Below are 17236 nucleotides of genomic sequence, written 5' to 3' on the forward strand. Positions count from 1 at the left end.
TCAGTCGTTGTTCGGTTAACCCTGGAGCAGCTGCAGCACCTGCTGCGGCCGCTGGTTGGCCTGGCTCAGCACCGAGATGCCAGCCTGCTGGAGCGTCTGGGTTCGGGACAGTTCGGCGCTCTGTTTGGCGAAGTCCGCGTCTCGGATCCGGGAATTGGCGGCGGTCAGGTTTTCGGAGGAGACCTGCTGATTCTCGATCGTAGACTCGAACCGGTTCTGGATGGCGCCGAGGTTGGCTCGCTGGCGGTTGACCTGATTCAGGGCGTTGTCTATCGAGGTTATGGCGTCATTAGCGCCCTCTACTGTCGAGATATCGACGTCTCGGAGAAGCTGCCCTGATTCATTGGCGCCGAAGGTGCCGACTTCAAACCCGGAGGACTCCGTTTTGCCGCTGAGGGTTCCGATTTCAATCGCACCGGCTGACTCCAGAGACACTGAGGCGCGCTGTACCTGACCTGCATTGCTACCGGCGATAGGCTGCGTTGCCGTGCTTTCTAGGCCTAGGTCGCTTGCACCGTTGGTAAGGTTGGAGATGTCTAGATCCGTGACTGCAATATTACGCCCATCTTCCGCAATCAAGCGGAAGGAGCGACCACTCGCGGTGGAAAAGGATTCGGCGCTAACACCGGTAATACCGGCATCGTTCACGGCGTTAACGATTTTCTGTTGAGCCTCGGTGGCGGTTTCGCTTCCATCAAGAGAGGGTGATACATCTTCACCATTGATCTTAAAGGTTGCCTCGCCAGTGATACCGCTCTCGTTGATGTTCCCTGACGTAAGGATTGTTGGAGTCGCCTCGGCTGTAACGCCTGTGGAATCGGAGGAGCGGTTGATTGCCGCAGCTTTCGCAATGGCGCTTGAGGCTGGATCGGTTACGTTTGGTGATCCTGTATCGTCTCCCGAGCGACTGCTGCCGATGGTGGTTCCGTTGATTGTCAGGTCGTCCCCCTCGAGGGCGCTGCCTCCCACAACGGAGCTGACGGTGCCGCTGTTGTTGCCGCTGAAGCTGCCAACCTGGAACCCTGCCCTGCTGATATCGCCGGTAGTGCTGAGATCAATATCACTGCCATCCTCAGAGATCAGGGTATAGGTTCCCCGGAACGTGCTCGCGTCATTATCGGTGCCGTCAGCCTTGGTATCGGCCAAACCATAACGCGCCGCCATGTCTTGTGTGTCAATACCTGTTCCATCGGGGTTTTCAGCGTCGCCATTAGTATTGGAGCTGAAATCAATGGTTATGTTCTCACCGTCTGGGGCCGTCAACTCAACACCAGCCCGAGGATCCCCGGAAAAGGACGCCTCCACCTTGGTCTGGTCCGTCTTTTTATTGATGCTTGAGACCACCGAATTCAGGAACGATTCTGCGCTTTGGCCGGCAGTGCCGCTCGGCATCTCGATCTCTTTCCCGTTCAATTCCATCACTACTGGATCGTTGGCATCGGCATTGACCGGGAGTTTGGCGCTGGGTTGAATACCCGCGCCACTGACTGAGGTTTCATTCACGACCGCCTTAACGCCTGAGTCATCGCTCTTGGCGTTGACTGCTGCGGCTCTGGCGATGGCACTTTGGCCCGCGTCCTTGAATGAATCTTTGTCATCGGCCGCGTCGGGTGCGTCGATTGAGATACCATTAATGACCAGATCACCGCCGGCCATATCCCGATCATTATCGCCGGAAGCCGAAGGAAAAGAGGTCACGCCATCCGTTTTCGCGGCGCCAAGAGTGTTGGGGGTTGTGCCTGCAATATCGACCCCGACCGTTTCTCCCCGATTAGCACCAATTTGGAAGGTTGCCTTCTGAAACGAACCGTCCAGCAGGTTGGTACCATTGAAGTTGGTCTGTTCAGAGACCCGCTTGATTTCGGCTTTAAGTTCCTGAACCTCCGCGTTCAGGGATTCCCGGTCCTGAGCGCTGTTGGTCGCATTGGCCGACTGCAGGGAAAGCTCGCGGATGCGTTGCAGGTTTTCGGTCATGGAACCGAGTGCCCCTTCAGCGGTCTGCGCCAGGGAAACGCCATCATTGGCATTCCGGATCCCTACCTCCAGACCCTGGGTCTGGGATTCAAACCGTGTTGAAATGGCCAGCCCCGCTGCGTCGTCCGCCGCGCTGTTAATCCGAAGGCCGGAGGAAAGGCGCTCCAGAGCCGTGTCCTGTGCGCCCTGACTCCGGTCCAGGTTCCGTTGCGCGTTGAGGGACGCGATATTGGTGTTGATGATCTGAGGCATGGCTTTTTCCTCCGTCCTCTCTATCTGCCGGCCGGGCGTTGCCGGTGCCGACCCTGGTTCGATCAAAGATTGTTTGTCTCAATCGTGTTAAGCGAAGGGTGTGCCAATTCTGGTTCTGAGTTTTCAGATTGCTGTTTATAAATGGAAAATCGAGATTCGTTTGAGGTGGTGACAGGTGATTCTGCCGGTGCTCTGCCGTATTGTTGGCAGGCTTTTGCCGCTTATTCAGGGTGGTGGTGTGAGGCCTTTATGAGCTAAGCTTCACTAAATTACTCGGAATTAATGAACAAGGATTTTGTTTTGACGAGCAAGCCCGTTCAGGTCGCGCCGGATCTTATTGACGTAGGCCGCCCGCTGCTTTGGCCGCTGTACAGCGCCACCCATACGCTGCTGGCGCCGCAGGGCCATGTGGTTCAGACAGAAGGCGAGTGTGAGCGGTTCCGGGCGCAGGGGTATTACCATCCGCCGGAGCGGCTGGAGGAGCGCTTCATCTCGGAGGGCGCGGCGCTGGATTCACTCAGCCCCATCAATCCCTTTACCGAATACGGCTTCCTGCTGGTGGCGCTGGAGCGGACGCTGGATGCGCTGGCGCGGGGGCAGAACGATGCCCGGCAGCGGCTGATGGATCTGGTCCAGCGGGTGCGGCTGGCGGGCATGAGCAACCCCGATGCGTGTCTGGCGTTGGTCCATGTGTACGCTGCTCGCCCCAGTGTGCATGAGCAGGCGCTGTTCTATGCGCTGTTGTGCTGGTTTGTGGGCACGGAGCTTGAGTGCGGGGAAGAGGCCTTACAGCAGCTTGTTGCCGCGGCGCTCAGCGCCAATATCGCGCTCATGCCGTTCCAGGACCGATTGAACGCCTCGCGCGCCAAGCTGTCTGAGCAGCAGCGCGTCATCATACGCCGGCATCCGCAGCGCAGTGCCGAGGTGGTTGCGGCCGCTGGTATTACGGATAAGCCCATCACCAATGCCATTCGCCAGCACCATGAGGAGTGCGACGGCAATGGTTACCCCGATGGCCTTCAGGCCCGTGATATCAGCCAGCACGCCCGGATACTGGCGCTGGCGGAGCGGTATGTGGCGCTGATTACGAGGCGCGCCTACCGCGACCGCTACCGCACGGACGATGCCTTGCGCTACCTGCTGGATGCCGCCCGCGAGGATCCTCAGAAAGCTCATTACCGCGCGCTCTATAACACGCTCACCATCCATCCACCCGGTGCGCTGGTGCAGCTCAGGAATGGCGAAACCGCCGTGATTGCCAAACGTGCCACGGAGGAGCGGCCCTTGGAGTTGGTCTGCATCGCCAACCCTCAGGGCCATGTCTATCTTGACCCCTTCAAACGGCGGGATGATGGCAGCCATACTCTGATTGAACAGACGGTGGTAACAGAGCCCAGGCCCTCTCTGGATCTTGCCCGGTTGCTGGGATGAGCTGGGAGTAGCTACTGCACGGCCAGCGATTCGCCGTTTTCCACACCAAACAGTGCTGCCAACCGCTTACCGCTGAACACGCGCTCCCAAAAGAGCGATACGCATTCAGTGTGACTCAGTGGCGCGTAAATACCTCTTCCAGCGTTTGGGCCTCCAGAACATTCTCGCCCCACCTTTCCAGTTCATCGGTGCTGGCCTCGTCGAGTCGTTGTTGTGTTTCCGGATCCAGCTCGCCGAACCGGCGTTTCAGAAGGCGAGTCAGAAGGGCGCGCTCCCCCTCGGTCTGGCCCTGTGAAAGCCCCTTCTGAATGCCTTCATCCCGCGCTCGTCCAACAATGCCCGTCATAACGTTACTCTCCTGTGGGAATCTTTGATCATATTCTATACGTTCATTATCCGTCAGCTCGGTGTAGCTGTCGATAAAGTCGATATACTTGGCCCGGCGGTTGGGATCGCTGTCCAGCTCCAACAGGCCGCGGATGGCGTGCGCGTACATCTCGATTTTCTGTTCCTGGGGCCACTGCATATTGGGCAGGTTGATCCGGGCCACCGGGTTGGTGCTGTCAAAGTAATCCTCGGCTCGCAGCCGGGCGAGTTCGCATGGAATATAGCGGAAATTCAGATAGGTACGGTATTCGCTGCCGAGCGTGAGTGTCCTAGGCATATCGCGCCCGGCGCGGAGAAAGATAACGACCGGCACAATGCGATCCACCTGCTCCAGTTCCGCCACATCCAGGCAGTAGTGCGCCAGCCGGTGAATGGAAAACCGGGAGGGCTGGGTTTCCTCTTCAATCGCGAATAATAAAGCTTCCCGGCGCCCGTCAGGCCAGGTGGCCATCAGGGGAACGTCCAGTTCGCGGAAACGGTCCCCGAGGCGCTGCTTGAGCTGCTGCTCGCGGACAGGCCGGACGGTGACGGTCTCATCAATGGCCTCAGCTTCGTCAGCCGCGAAGAAGGTGAGGGCGTCTTGTCGGTAGTCGAGTATCAGGTTCTTGAAGTTCTGGTCGTGATCCATCCATGGCTCCGGTATTCAAGCTGTTTTAATCGCGCTGTGTTGGCGATACATGTCGGTATGAGTCAGCGTTACTGTATATTATGCTGTATAGACGGTATCCGGCAAGCCTGACAAAGATCGGGAGCCCAGGCCCTCACTGGATCTTGCCCGGTTGCTGGGGTGAGCCGGCGGTAACTACTGCGGGGCCAGCGATTCGCCGTTTTCCACACGAAACAGCGCTGCAAACCGCTCACCGCTGAACACGCCCGCTCCGGGAACCGCCAGGATCGTAACCGCCACCATGCCAGCACCGCAGCGCACCCAGAGGCCTTCATTGAGTCGCAGCTCGCCGAGTGAGCAATCCGAGGGGGCGGGCACCGATTCGTCACCCAGTTCATGGATGGCGATCACCTCCCCCCTGAATACGGCCTGGGCGGGATGGTAAGGGGTGCAGGCACGCACCTGATTGCGGACGGAGTCAGTGGGGTTGCTGAAATCAATCCAGAGCGCCTCCTCCCGAAGGGGCGGGTAGGTGGTGCCGGTGCCCTGAGGCTCGCCTTGCGGCATGGCGCCGCTTGCCAGCAGGCCGTTGAGGGCGTGCATCACCTTGGGGGCGAGCGCATTCAATCGCCGGGTGAGGGTGCCCTGGGTCTCCGCTCTGTGCAGGCGGAATGGGAAGCGCAGCACGACCGGGCCCTGGTCCATCTCAGAGGTAAGGTGGTGGATGCACACCTCCGACTGCGCCAGCCCCAGCCGCAGGGGCCAGTACCAGACCGCTGCCGTTCTTACGGCTGGTAGCGGGGCAGGGTGGACGTTGAGCGCGCCCAGGCGGGCCTGTTGCGTGACGGATTCCGGAAGCCGGTGGTTGAAGATGATGGACAGAACCAGATCCGGCTCAAACGCAACCAGCGCCTGCTGCCATGCCGGAGCTGCGGTGGTCTCAAACCAGTGTACAGGCAGACCCAGCTCTGTGAGCCCGTAGTGGGCCAGAAACGCCTCGTCCTCCCTCGGGCAGAACAGCTCAATCCGGTGCCCCAGTTGCTGCAGGGCCTGGATGCAGTGGCGGGTGAAATGGGAGTAGCCGAAGACGGCGATGCGCATTCAGCTAGGCTCAGTGCCATTTAAAGACAGTGGCTCCCCAACCCTGTCGATGTGAGCTTTCAGCGCCTCGTTATCAATGTGATGGTACAGGGAAAGGTCCACCTTCCAGGGCAGCAGAAGGTCATCAATCGCCTGCTCCAGTTCCAGCAGCTGCCAGTGGGTCATTGCCGGGGCGATGAGAGTGAGGTCAATGTCTGAGGCGTAACGATGGGTCCCCTTGGCGCGGGACCCGAAAACAATGGCGCGTTCAATCGGGTAGCGCCCCAGGCAGGCTCTCAGCTGCTCCAGCGCATGGGCAGGAAGCCCGAACGTGTACCTTGGGTCAGCCGCTGAAGCCATGACGCTGCGCCTCCAGAGACATTGTATGGTCCAGTCCGTTCAGCAGCAGCTTCCAGCTCAGTTCGTAGGTGTACTCAAACGCTTGAATGACGCCCTGTTTCTCCAGTTCTGAAAGGGCGCGCGCCTGTGCCGTTTCCACAGCGTCGTTAAGCCGGGCCAGGGCTTTACGGAAGTTGGTTAGGCGCTGCAGCCAACGCACATCCGTCTGCTCGTTGCTCATCCGTTTTTTCCATGTGTTGTCAGATACTGTGTTGGTCGCATTGCCAGCCTTGCACTGTCCCCCTTGACGGTCGCGCAATCCATGACGCGCTCGGGCGGTAGGGGGGATTATCTGACAGCGCAACGTCGCTGTCGATGGAGTGAAAGTTCTGGCATGTCGGCGCGGGAGAAGCACGAACGTTATATACCTATTGACCAAGTAAGACAGCGATGGAGGCGTTGACAAGACGGCAGGTTGTCTTCGGGAATGACCCCCCTCTGCAATAATGGCCCTGTAACACTCGTTTACAAACTCCCCATCAAATCCCCTAAAGCTTCCGGGCCGGGTGCCGTTAAGTAACACAGAAGGCAGCAGTACCGGTTCCGCCGGTGCCTGAGCCTCTGACCACAACCAAACCGGTAACAGGCAGGAGAAAGGGTTATGGCAATCGGTATTAACACCAACGTTGCGTCCCTCAGTGCGCAGAACGAACTGAACAGCTCTAAAGCTACTAAAAATGAGGCACTGGAGCGTCTGTCATCCGGCCTGCGGATCAACTCCGCCAAGGACGACGCCGCCGGCCTCGCCATCTCAACCCGCTTTGAGGCCCAGATCAATGGTTTGGACCAGGCGAGCCGGAACGCCAACGACGGCATCTCGCTGGCCCAGACGGCCGAAGGCGCACTTGAGGAGACCACCAACTCGCTGCAGCGTGTGCGGGAACTGGCCGTCCAGGCCGCCAACGGCACCAACACCGATTCCGACCGGGCATCGCTGCAGAATGAGGCGGGCGAGCTGACTTCTGAAATCCAGCGGGTTGCGGACACCACCCAGTTCAACGGCCAGAACATTCTGGACGGTAACTTTGACGGCAAGCAGTTTCAGGTAGGCGCCAATGAAGGCCAGACCATTGATGTGTCCATTGACGACGCCAGCGCTGACTCTTTGGGTGCTGTAGCTGAAGTTTCTTCAACCAGAGTAACGGCAGGGGATAGCATATCAACTGGTACGCTTGATGGGACCAACCTTGATGTTGATATTAATGGGACCAAGATTAACAGCTCTGACCTGAGTTCTGATGGCGTATCAACTGAAGCCGATCAAGCGTCGGCGATTGCCGTGGCAAACGCGATCAATAACTCCGACATCGAGGGCGGCGTAACAGCTGAAGCGCAGGAAAACGTGACAACCGTGGGGGCGATTGCCGGCGGTACTGACGTCAAATCAGCCGAATTCACCATCAACGGGGTTGGTATTGATACCGGTGGCAGCAATGTGACCTCTGGAGATTCGACCGGGGTGTTGCAAGATGCCATTAATGATGTGAGTAACCAAACTGGTGTTACGGCGGAGCTGAACGATTCTAATCAGTTGGAGTTGACGGCAGAGGATGGACGCAACATCGCGATAGAGGGAACCGGAACATCCGCCAATATTTTCCAAACTTCTGCAAACGTTAATTCAACATCCCCTGATAACGTAACAACCGCGCAAGTGGAGCTACAGAGTTCCGAAAGCATCAACGTAGTCGCTAACCAGGCTACTGCGACCACTGAAGGACAGGGATTTTCAACCGCCACAACGTCCGTTGATACGGATAAATCTGTGGCTAATGTGGACGTTTCGACGGTCGAAGGTGCTAACGATGCCATCAATCAGGTGGATCGGGCGCTGGATCAGGTGAATAACATCCGTTCGGAACTGGGTGCCACCCAGAACCGGTTTGATTCCACCATCTCGAACCTGGAGACAACGTCCGAGAATCTGTCCGCTGCCAACAGCCGGATCCGGGATGCGGACTTCGCTGCCGAGTCGGCCAAGCTCCAGAAGGCGAACGTGCTGCAGCAGGCCGGCATCTCGGTACTGTCCCAGGCCAATCAGTCGCCCCAGCAGGCCCTGTCGCTGCTGCAGTAAACGGCTCACCAGGGCGGCCGCCATCCCCGGGGTGGCGGCCCGGCCGTTTGATGGCAGGCGAGGTGGGGTATGAGCGAAGGGAGCATTAATGGCCCGGCGCCGAACCAGCGGCCTGATGGCAATCAGGGCGCAACGGAGCGGTCGTCGTCACCAGTGGACGCTGACAACACGGCTGGTGATACCCGGAGTCGTGATGACAGGCGCCTTGGCGATGCATTGGCCGAAGCGCGCCAGGCGCAGCGCGGGCAACCGCGGAACCAGAACCAGCGCGATGAACTGGATAACGCGGTGTCGCGGCTCAATGACTTCGTGCAATCCGTTCAGCGGGATCTGGCGTTCGAGGTGCACGATGAAACGGGCCAGACCGTGGTCAAGGTCATTGACCCGCAAACGGATCAGGTGGTGCGCCAGATTCCGGATGAGCTGGCGCTGAAGCTGGCTGAGAAGCTGCAACAGGACGAACCCATAGCACTGCTCAACATACGCGTCTAAACCGTTCAGGAAGCTGCTAAACGTACCGCCATTGCCCCAGGGGTGGTGGCGGTTTTTTGTTCGGGGCGGTAAGCATTGAAGTGGCACGGGGTGTGCACACGGAGTGTTAGCGTGTTTTTAGAGCGCGTGTGGAGCGGCAAATCCGGCGCCTGCTTACAATCAGTAACATAATACCGGCAAAATGAGGGCAAAGTTTTGCCGGAGCTCGCCGTTAAATGGAATGGATGGCAATCAGGCCTTGAAAGGGGGTGCTGCCATGGGTGGTATATCATCGCTGGGTGTTGGATCCGGTGTTCTGAATTCGGACCTGGTTGACAGGCTGACCAAGGCCCAGCGCGGGCCAGCCGAAAACCGGTTGAATCAGGAAAAGCAAGAAACCGAGGCGATGATTTCGGCGTTCGGCAAAGTGCGCAGTGCCGTGACAGACCTGCGTCAGCCCATGAGTGAGCTTGGGTCACCGGATGCAATGCGTGCTTTCTCTGCCAATACCAGTGGCAGCAGTGTGTCTGCGTCGGTGGATAGCACCAATGCCAGCCCTGGCAGTTACAGTCTGGACGTGCAGCAGCTGGCCCAGAGTCAGTCTCTGGCCTCTGGAACCTTTACGGACCGTGATTCAACAAGTGTTGGCCAGGGCAGTCTCACGATCGAGACCGGGGATCAGAGCACGACCATCAACGTGGACGACAGTAACGACACCCTCCAGGGGCTTGCGAACAGCATTAACGAGTCCGAAGCGGGTGTTTCCGCCGGTATCGTGGATACCGGCAGTGGCTATCGCATGACGCTGTCCGCCAGACAAAGCGGTACAGCCAATGACGTGACAGTGTCGGTTTCCGACGCGGATGGTAACAATACGGATAACGCCGGCCTGTCGCAGTTTGCGTTCAACGCCAACGCCAAGAATCTGGACGAAACCGTTGCCGCCCAGGATGCCAAGCTGTCGGTCAATGGTATTGATGTAACCCGTTCCTCGAACAATGTTGAAGGCGTGGTCGATGGGCTCACCTTCCAGCTCCAGGATACCGGCACCACCTCCGTGGATGTGACCCAGGATACGGGGGCGGTGGCGGACAAGGTCCAGGCCTTCGTGGATAAGTTCAATGCCTTCAAGGGTGCGGTTAATGAGCTTACCGCCTACAACCAGGAGGACGGCGGCAGCCTGCTGACTGGGGATCCGACGGTCCGCAATATCGAGAACCAGATCAAGAATGAGTTGAACCAGATCGTGCCGGGTCTGGAAAACGCCGGCGTGCGCAGTCTGTCTGATGTGGGAATAACCACGAATTTTGAGAATGGCAAGCTGGAGTTCGATGCCCAGACGTTCAAAGACAAGCTCAAGGCCAACCCGGATGATGTGACGGCGCTGTTTGCGGAACAGGGGCGCACCACGGATTCGCAGGTGTCGTTTGTGCGCAGCGGCTCCGACACCCAACCGGGGGAGTACGCCATTAACGTCTCCCAAGCAGCGCAGCAGGGCCAGCTGGTATCGAGTACGCAGACGCCTGCGAGCGTGACCGTGGACGCAGACAATAACAGCCTGAGTTTTGAAGTGGATGGCGAGACATCGGCCAGTATTGATGTCACCGCTGGCGACTACACCCGTGAGGAACTGGCTAGCGAGATCCAGACCCAGCTTAACGCCAATGATGCGTTGAACGCGGCCGACAAGCAGGTGAGCGTTGGCGTTGATGGCAGCGGCAGCCTTACGTTCACTTCTGGCAGCTATGGCAGTGATTCCAACGTTGCCATCACTCGCGTTGATACCAATACAGAGTCCGAACTGGGGCTGTCGACACAGACCGGGACAGCAGGGCAGGACGTTCAGGGCACGATCAACGGGGCAACAGCAGAAGGCGACGGCCAGGTTCTGTTTCTGGCAAACAGCGACAACGCCGCCAACGGCCTTCAGGTTGAGGTTAACGGCAGTCAGACGGGTGACCGGGGCAGTGTCAAATTCATTCAGGGCGTTAGCGAGCGCCTTACTGATCGTGTTTCCAGTATTGTTGATTCCGATGGGGCCCTGGGGTCGCGAACCGAAGCTTTGAACAATGAGCTGGATGATATTGCAGACCAGCGCGAAGACCTGAATGACCGGATCCAGTCCTACCGGGACCGGCTCACCAGCCGGTTCACCGCAGCCGATTCGCGCATTGCCCAGTTCAACAGTACCCAGGACTTTCTCAGCCGGCAGTTTAGTAGTTCGGGTGGTGGTGGCGGATAACCGTTAATGTTTGATGGCGACCAATCAAAAAACGCAACAGGGGTAGAATCATGAACGCACTGCAGGCTTACCAGCAGGTGAACACCCAGACCAGCATTACCGATGCGGACCCGCATAAGCTGATCCAGCTGTTGCTGGACGGTGCGCTGGAGCGCATCAATATGGCCAAGAATCGGATCCAGGCTAAGGATTACGCCGGCAAGGGCAACCTGATCGGTAAAACCATGGAGATCATTGGTGGGCTGCGTGGCGCTCTGGACTTTGAACAGGGCGGTGAACTGGCGGCCAATCTGGAAGCGCTCTATGACTACATGGAGCGCGGGTTGTTAGAGGCCAGTGTCCGCAATGACGTGGAGAAATTGGATGAGATCGCTGGCTTGTTGCGCACCATCAAGGAAGGCTGGGAAGGCATCCGCGAGGAGGCTGTAGACTTTCTGCGCCAGCGCGACGCTGGCTGAATAAGGGGCTGACGGCTTCCAGTCTCTGTGCTTTACTGCAGGGCATGCTATAGGAATGGAGCCACTATGCGGCGCGCCCTGTTGTACGGTTTGCTCCTGATGCTGGTCTCGCTCCATGGCGTTGGCCAGCAGGTTGGCTCCAAACCGATGGAGCCGGTGGTATTCAGCTTGGCTGCTATTGAGCCCTGGGCGGAGCGCACCCCTGAGGGGGAGCGGCGGGGGCTTCTGGTGGATCTGGTCGAAGACATCCGCACGCGTATCGACATCCCCATCCGTTATCAGATCCGCCCGCACAGCCGGGCCATCCTTGAGATGGAGAACGGAGACGCGGATTTTGTGCCCACCTTCGTAGCCCCTGGCATCAGCGAGATAGGTCGGCCTGTGGCGGATCTTGTGGAAGTCGAGGCGTTGGTTTTAGGGCGCGTCGATGATCAGTCCATCGAGGCGTTGAGTGATCTGAACGGGGAGAACGTGGGGTATCTCAGCGGCACCTGGTACGGCCACGTCTTTGCAGCCAATGAGGCCATCAACAAAGTACCGGTGAACAACGTCGCGCACGGGCTGAACCTGTTGCATCGAGGGCGCCTCAGGGCGTTGGTGGCCACCGATGTTGCCATTCCGAGTGGCGTTGATCTCAGCAAAGAGCGTTCGCCGGTTCGCACCTTACTGTCGCTGGAGACGTTGCAGGGCAAGATTTACATGGCGCATACGTCGTCCCGCGACAAGGCGGCGCAAGCCATTGCCGAGGCCATGCAAGCCATGCACCGCGATGGCACGCTGGAGCGCCTTTTCAGTAACCGCTATGAGGCGGCAATCACCCCGTAGCGATCACTTCCCGGCCGCCAGAAGCCCGCGGATGTGCGCCTCGACCCCTTCGGTCAGCGATTGCAGATGGTAGCCGCCTTCGAGCATTGACACCACCCGCCCGCGGCACAGCTCGCCGGCCAGACGGGTGATCTGCTGTGTGAGCCAGGCGTAGTCGTCGGTTGCCAGGTTCACTTCGGCCAGCGGGTCAAGCTGGTGCGCGTCAAAACCGGCTGACACCAGAATCAGTTGCGGATCAAACGCGGTGATTGCCTCGAACCAGCTTTCGGTAACGGCCTTGCGGAAAGTGGCACTGTCAGTGCCCGGAGCCAGCTGCACGTTGAGGATATGGCCCGGCATACCGTGGCTGTGCGTGAACGGGTAGAACGGGTGCTGGAAACTGGAGCACATCAGCACGCGTGGGTCATGGTGAAAGATGTCCACAGTGCCGTTGCCCTGGTGCACGTCGAAATCGAGGATCACGACCCGCTCCAGGTGATGAAAGCTGAGGGCGTGCTGAGCCGCAACGGCGATGTTGTTGAAAAAGCTGAACCCCATGGTGCGGCTGCGCTCGGCATGATGGCCCGGTGGGCGGACGGCGCAGAAGGCGTTGCGGGCCTGGTTGGTCAGGACCTGGTTCACGGCCTGGATCCCCGAACCTGCTGCGAGCTTGGCGGAGCGGAAGGTGTGTGGGTTCATGGCGGTGTCCGGGTCTGCCATGACGCGGCCCTGGCTGGGCGTCATCTGCTCAAGCTGGTTGATGTAGCTGTCCGGGTGGGCGCGGCGCAGTTCATCGTGAGCCGCTTCTTCCGCCTCGTTGAGGCTCAGCTGTTCCCAGAGCCCGGTCTGCTGAAGATGCTCGCGGATGGCGCTGAGCCGCCGGGGGCTTTCTGGATGGTCGTCCCCCATGTCATGTCTTTCACAGTCCGGGTGATGGAAGTAAGCTGTTGCCATCGTCGCGCCTCGCCATGCAGGTTACACTTTGGTCAATGATTGTGAGCCGCAAGAGCGAATGTGGCAAGGCAATCGGGAATCCTGAAAGGATCTGGAAGAGGGGCTTATGTCCACCCGGCATCTCAATGCGCTGTTCAACCCACGCTCCATAGCGGTTATCGGGGCCTCTGAGCGGGCCACAAGCCTGGGCGGTATGGTGCTGCGCAATCTCATGGCCGGAGATTATCCGGGCCAGCTGCTGGTGGTGAACCGCCACGGTTATGACAAGGTGCACGGCATTCGCTGTGAGCGGCGCATCAAGCACATGCCCTGGGCGCCGGATCTGGCGATCATCTGCACGCCCCCGGAGACGGTGCCCAAGCTGGTACGCCAGCTGGGCGAATGCGGAGTTCGCACGGCCATGGTGATGACCGGGGGAATGTCGCGCTCCTACAGCCGCAATGGCGAGCCACTGATGTACGCGGTGCGGGATGCCGCCAAAAAAGCCGGTATCCGGATTCTGGGGCCCAATACTATCGGCATCATGTCGCCGGATACCCAGCTTAACGCCACCTACGCCCACATGGGGGTGCTGCCGGGTAAGATTGGTTTTGTGGGGCAGTCCGGCACGGTGGCGAGTGCCGTGATCGACTGGGCTTTTGCCCGGGGCGTGGGCTTCTCGCGCCTTTTGACCCTGGGCGACGGCATGGATATCGCGCATGACGACCTTATTGATTATCTGGCGGAAGACCCCAAAACCGGGGCTATTCTGCTGCACATCGAGCATATTCCGAACCCACGCCGGTTCATCTCATCCGTGCGGGCGGCTTCGCGCTCCAAGCCGGTGATCGCGGTGAAAAGCGGCCGCTACCCGGAATCCGAGTATCTGGCGCACACCCTGCCGGATGGCATCACCCAGACTGACCCCATCTACGATGCAGCGCTGCAGCGTGCCGGTGTTCTGCGGGTCAATGGGCTGGACGAAATGTTTGATGGCCTCGAGAGCCTGTCGCGTATGCGCCGTGTGCGCCGGGAGGAGCTGGTGGTGCTGTGCAACGGCGTTGGCCCGGGGGTGCTGGCCGTTGACCGGCTGATCTACCAGGGCGGTGAACTGGCGGAGTTTTCCGAGGCGACGGTGGCCAAACTGGAGCAGCGCCTGCCCGGCTACCTGAGCGTGCGCAACCCGCTGGATCTTGGCTACGAGGCATCACCACAGCTTTATGCAGAGGTGCTCCGGGTTCTGGGCGAGGACCCCGGCATTGCCAATGTGCTGGTGATGTACACGCCCACATTGCTGGAAGACACGCTGCATATCGCGGATTCGGTGATGCAGGTGGCGCGGCGCCAGCGGCTGAATGTGTTCACCTGCTGGTTGGGGCAGAGTACCGTTCTGGATGCGCGGGATGCTTTCTACGAGGCGGGTGTGCCTACTTTCTTCTCGCCAGAGAAGGCCATTCGCGCGTTCATGCACTTCGTGAAGCACCAGCGTGGTCAGCGGCTTCTGGCGGAGACGCCGGAGTCCTGGCCGGAGCCGGAGATGGACCGGCAGGAGGCGCACGAGATGGTGCAGAAGGTGATCCGCAGCCGCCGCAACCACCTCACCAATCGTGAGGCTCGCCAGCTGATGAGCGCTTACGGCCTCCAGACGCTGGAGACGGCCTATTGCGATGATGAAGAAGAGGCGGTGGAGGCCTTCCGCGAGTGGGGTGGCCCGGTGAACATCACACTGCTGCATGAGCGCGGCTGCCATCCCTATCTGGAGGAGACCTCCGGGCGCGGGCGTTACCGTTACACCATCCGCCGGCTCAATGACGAGGCTGCGGTGTCCGACGCCTGCCAGACGCTCATGGAGCAGTATCGCAAGCACTTCACAAACAGTGGCTTCTTGGGCTTTGCCATGCACCAGACGGACGCCGGCCTGGGCGGGATTGGCTTCAGCCTGGGCATTACGCGGGACGCGGTGTTTGGCCCGATCATTGTGTGCGGCTCCGCCGGCGCGCGGGTGAACATCATGGCGGACCGGCGCGTGGCGTTGCCGCCGCTGAACATGAACCTGGCGCGTGCGCTGCTGGCGCGCAGTAACGCCTATCGGCTTCTGCGTGAGTACAGCACCCAGCCGGAGGAGGACATCCGTGCGGTGTGCCAGGTACTGGTGACCCTCTCTCAGATCAACAGCGATATTCCCGAAATCCGCGGCCTGGAGATCCTGCCGCTGCTGTTCAACAACGATGGCGCGGTGGCCTGTGATGTAGCGATTGATCTGGGAGAGCCCGTGAGGCCGGTCATCAAGCCCTATCCCCGGGAGCTGGAGGAGTGGGTCACATTGAAGTCTGGCCGCCAGGTTCTGGTACGACCCATTCGGGCAGAGGATGAACCCGGGCATCTGGAGTTCCATGAAAGTCAGTCACCAGAGACCATCCGTTACCGGTTCTTCCAGTACCGCAATGGGTTCTCCCACGACGACATCGCCCGGATGGTGCAGATTGATTACGACCGGGAGATGGTGTTCATCGCCACCGAGTGGCTGGAAAGCGGTACCGAGCGCACCCTGGGCACCGTGCGGGTCTGGACGGATGCGGACAACATCCAGTGCGAGTTTGCGGTGATGGTGCGCGATGATCTGAGGGGCGAGGGCCTGGGCCGGATTCTGATGGAGAAGATGATCCGCTACTGCAAGGCCCGTGGCACCCTTGAGATGGTGGGTCATGTGCTGCCCGGCAACGAGGCCATGGCGGGCATGGCCCGGGCCCTTGGGTTCTCAGTGAGCTATGATCACGAGGAGGATGTGGTTGCTCTCAAACTGCCCCTGAACAAGCCCACCGAGGACTGGCACCTGGATCGGCTGGATGGAGAGATGCCGCCGATCTGAGCGGGCGCGACTCATCCCCGGGTGAACACCCAGTTGTCGCCGCTGGACAGTTCTTCGTTGAACGCGTAGCCACCGGTATCGAAGCCTTTCACATCCTCCGGGTTGGTGAGGCAGTTGCGGATGATGTAGGCGGCCATCATGCCCCGGGCCTTCTTGGCGTAGAAGCTGATCATCTTGTACTGGCCGTTCTTCCAGTCCTTGAACTGGGGGGTGATGATGCGGGCACCCAGTTTCTTGTGGTCCACCGCCTTGAAGTACTCGGTGGAGGCGAGGTTGATCAGTACGCCGTCGTCTTCTTCGAGTTCCTGCTTGAGGTTGCCGGTGATGGTGTTCTTCCAGAAGGCGTACAGGTCCTTGCCTCGGGCGTTCTGGAATTTTGTGCCCATTTCCAGCCGGTAGGGCTGCATCAGGTCGAGCGGGCGCAGCACGCCGTAGAGCCCTGAGAGGATACGCAGGTGGTGCTGGGCAAAGTCCAGTTCGTTTTCAGTGAGGCGCTCTGGTGCCATGCCTTCGTAGACATCGCCTTTGAACGCGAACACCGCCGGCCGGGCGTTGTCCGGTGTGAAGGGGGTGTGCCATTGCTGGTAGCGCTGGGCGTTAAGCTCCCCGAGTTGCTGGCTGATGCCCATGAGGTTGCTGACCTGGTGGGGTTCCAGCTGTTTGAGATCGTCGATCAGTTCCCGGCTGTGTTCCAGAAACCAGGGCTGGGAGTGGCTGCTGGTGGGGAGTTTGCTTTCGTAGTCGAGTTTTTTGGCGGGTGAGACGACCATTAACATTTTCTATTCTCCCGTAGATTTGCTTAGTCTTATTCTAACACGATTGCCAGGGCAGAGAGTGGGGGAGGCTTTTATGGGAAACGCTATGAATCCATCCTTGGACTCTGCGCGATCGCCATCCGTGGCGATCGAGCTTCCCATAAAAGCCTCCCCCACTCTTTGCCCCGGATCGCGTCTTGGGATTCTTTAGTGATTGCCCAGAAACGCGATCACATCTTCTGCCGAAAACGGCCAGTCCAGTTCTTTGCCTTCGGGTTCCATGCGTAGAACCGGGATGCGCTCGCCGTAGTTTGCTACCAGTTCCTGAGACTCGCTGATGTCGACCACATCCACCGGCATGGGCGTGTCCAGTGGTGTGTGGACGAGGATCTGTTCGGCCTGTTCGCAGAGTTCGCAGTTGTCGGTGATGTAGAAATAAAGGCTGGTGCCTGTGGACATGGTATTGGGTTCCCCCGGATAATCCCGGCCCTGTTTGGTCA

The 17236-nt window shown here is 59.3% G+C and carries 15 protein-coding genes; 7 read left to right on the forward strand and 8 right to left on the reverse strand.

What is annotated here, in order from left to right; genetic code table 11:
- Positions 1 to 15: 15 nt before the first annotated feature.
- The gene (locus AAF659_RS09485) at positions 16 to 2226 is read right to left on the reverse strand and encodes a flagellin N-terminal helical domain-containing protein (protein ID WP_349751502.1); all 2211 of its coding nucleotides are present in this window, start codon (positions 2224 to 2226) and stop codon (positions 16 to 18) included.
- Between the two features lie 300 nt (positions 2227 to 2526).
- Between AAF659_RS09485 and AAF659_RS09490 the strand changes: the two genes are divergently transcribed.
- Positions 2527 to 3657, forward strand: a complete 1131-nt coding sequence (locus AAF659_RS09490) for an HD-GYP domain-containing protein (protein ID WP_349751503.1) — start codon at positions 2527 to 2529, stop codon at positions 3655 to 3657.
- 115 nt (positions 3658 to 3772) lie between these two features.
- Here AAF659_RS09490 and AAF659_RS09495 read toward each other — a convergent pair whose 3' ends face one another.
- The 4 genes from AAF659_RS09495 to AAF659_RS09510 all read right to left on the reverse strand — a co-directional run bounded on the left by AAF659_RS09495 (position 3773) and on the right by AAF659_RS09510 (position 6311).
- Positions 3773 to 4672, reverse strand: coding sequence for a DUF4351 domain-containing protein (locus AAF659_RS09495; RefSeq protein ID WP_349751504.1), 900 nt, complete (start codon positions 4670 to 4672; stop codon positions 3773 to 3775).
- Between the two features lie 174 nt (positions 4673 to 4846).
- Positions 4847 to 5752, reverse strand: coding sequence for a methionyl-tRNA formyltransferase (locus AAF659_RS09500; protein WP_349751505.1), 906 nt, complete (start codon positions 5750 to 5752; stop codon positions 4847 to 4849).
- Positions 5753 to 6091, reverse strand: coding sequence for a nucleotidyltransferase family protein (locus tag AAF659_RS09505; RefSeq protein WP_349751506.1), 339 nt, complete (start codon positions 6089 to 6091; stop codon positions 5753 to 5755).
- On the reverse strand, positions 6075 to 6311 hold the full coding sequence (locus AAF659_RS09510) for a nucleotidyltransferase substrate binding protein (protein WP_349751507.1): 237 nt from the start codon (positions 6309 to 6311) through the stop codon (positions 6075 to 6077). The genes AAF659_RS09505 and AAF659_RS09510 overlap by 17 nt, the downstream gene beginning before the upstream one ends.
- A 420-nt stretch (positions 6312 to 6731) precedes the next feature.
- On the opposite strand from AAF659_RS09510, the gene AAF659_RS09515 reads away from it, so the two are divergent.
- The 5 genes from AAF659_RS09515 to AAF659_RS09535 all read left to right on the forward strand — a co-directional run bounded on the left by AAF659_RS09515 (position 6732) and on the right by AAF659_RS09535 (position 12200).
- On the forward strand, positions 6732 to 8204 hold the full coding sequence (locus AAF659_RS09515) for a flagellin N-terminal helical domain-containing protein (RefSeq protein ID WP_349751508.1): 1473 nt from the start codon (positions 6732 to 6734) through the stop codon (positions 8202 to 8204).
- Positions 8205 to 8273: 69 nt separating this feature from the next.
- Positions 8274 to 8696 (forward strand): flagellar protein FlaG, encoded by a 423-nt coding sequence (locus tag AAF659_RS09520; protein WP_349751509.1) that lies wholly within the window; start codon positions 8274 to 8276, stop codon positions 8694 to 8696.
- A gap of 256 nt (positions 8697 to 8952) precedes the next feature.
- Positions 8953 to 10917: a flagellar filament capping protein FliD gene (gene fliD, locus AAF659_RS09525; protein ID WP_349751510.1), complete on the forward strand. Its 1965-nt coding sequence runs from the start codon at positions 8953 to 8955 to the stop codon at positions 10915 to 10917.
- A gap of 50 nt (positions 10918 to 10967) precedes the next feature.
- Positions 10968 to 11375 (forward strand): flagellar export chaperone FliS, encoded by a 408-nt coding sequence (fliS, locus tag AAF659_RS09530; RefSeq protein WP_349751511.1) that lies wholly within the window; start codon positions 10968 to 10970, stop codon positions 11373 to 11375.
- 66 nt (positions 11376 to 11441) lie between these two features.
- On the forward strand, positions 11442 to 12200 hold the full coding sequence (locus AAF659_RS09535; protein ID WP_349751512.1) for a substrate-binding periplasmic protein: 759 nt from the start codon (positions 11442 to 11444) through the stop codon (positions 12198 to 12200).
- 3 nt (positions 12201 to 12203) lie between these two features.
- Here AAF659_RS09535 and AAF659_RS09540 read toward each other — a convergent pair whose 3' ends face one another.
- Positions 12204 to 13133, reverse strand: a complete 930-nt coding sequence (locus AAF659_RS09540; RefSeq protein ID WP_349751513.1) for a histone deacetylase family protein — start codon at positions 13131 to 13133, stop codon at positions 12204 to 12206.
- Positions 13134 to 13239: 106 nt separating this feature from the next.
- Between AAF659_RS09540 and AAF659_RS09545 the strand changes: the two genes are divergently transcribed.
- Positions 13240 to 15981 carry a bifunctional acetate--CoA ligase family protein/GNAT family N-acetyltransferase gene (locus AAF659_RS09545; protein WP_349751514.1) on the forward strand — a complete coding sequence of 914 codons (2742 nt, stop codon included), beginning with the start codon at positions 13240 to 13242 and terminating at the stop codon, positions 15979 to 15981.
- An 11-nt stretch (positions 15982 to 15992) separates the two neighbouring features.
- Here AAF659_RS09545 and yaaA read toward each other — a convergent pair whose 3' ends face one another.
- Together yaaA and AAF659_RS09555 are read right to left on the reverse strand one after the other, a co-directional pair.
- A complete protein-coding gene (gene yaaA / locus AAF659_RS09550) occupies positions 15993 to 16757 on the reverse strand; it encodes a peroxide stress protein YaaA (protein ID WP_349751515.1) in 765 nt (254 codons plus the stop codon).
- 186 nt (positions 16758 to 16943) lie between these two features.
- Positions 16944 to 17195 carry a glutaredoxin family protein gene (locus AAF659_RS09555; protein ID WP_349751516.1) on the reverse strand — a complete coding sequence of 84 codons (252 nt, stop codon included), beginning with the start codon at positions 17193 to 17195 and terminating at the stop codon, positions 16944 to 16946.
- Between the last annotated feature and the right edge of the window lie 41 nt (positions 17196 to 17236).

The organism is Salicola sp. Rm-C-2C1-2 (genome assembly GCF_040196175.1).
Classification (GTDB): Bacteria; Pseudomonadota; Gammaproteobacteria; order Pseudomonadales; family Oleiphilaceae; genus Halospina.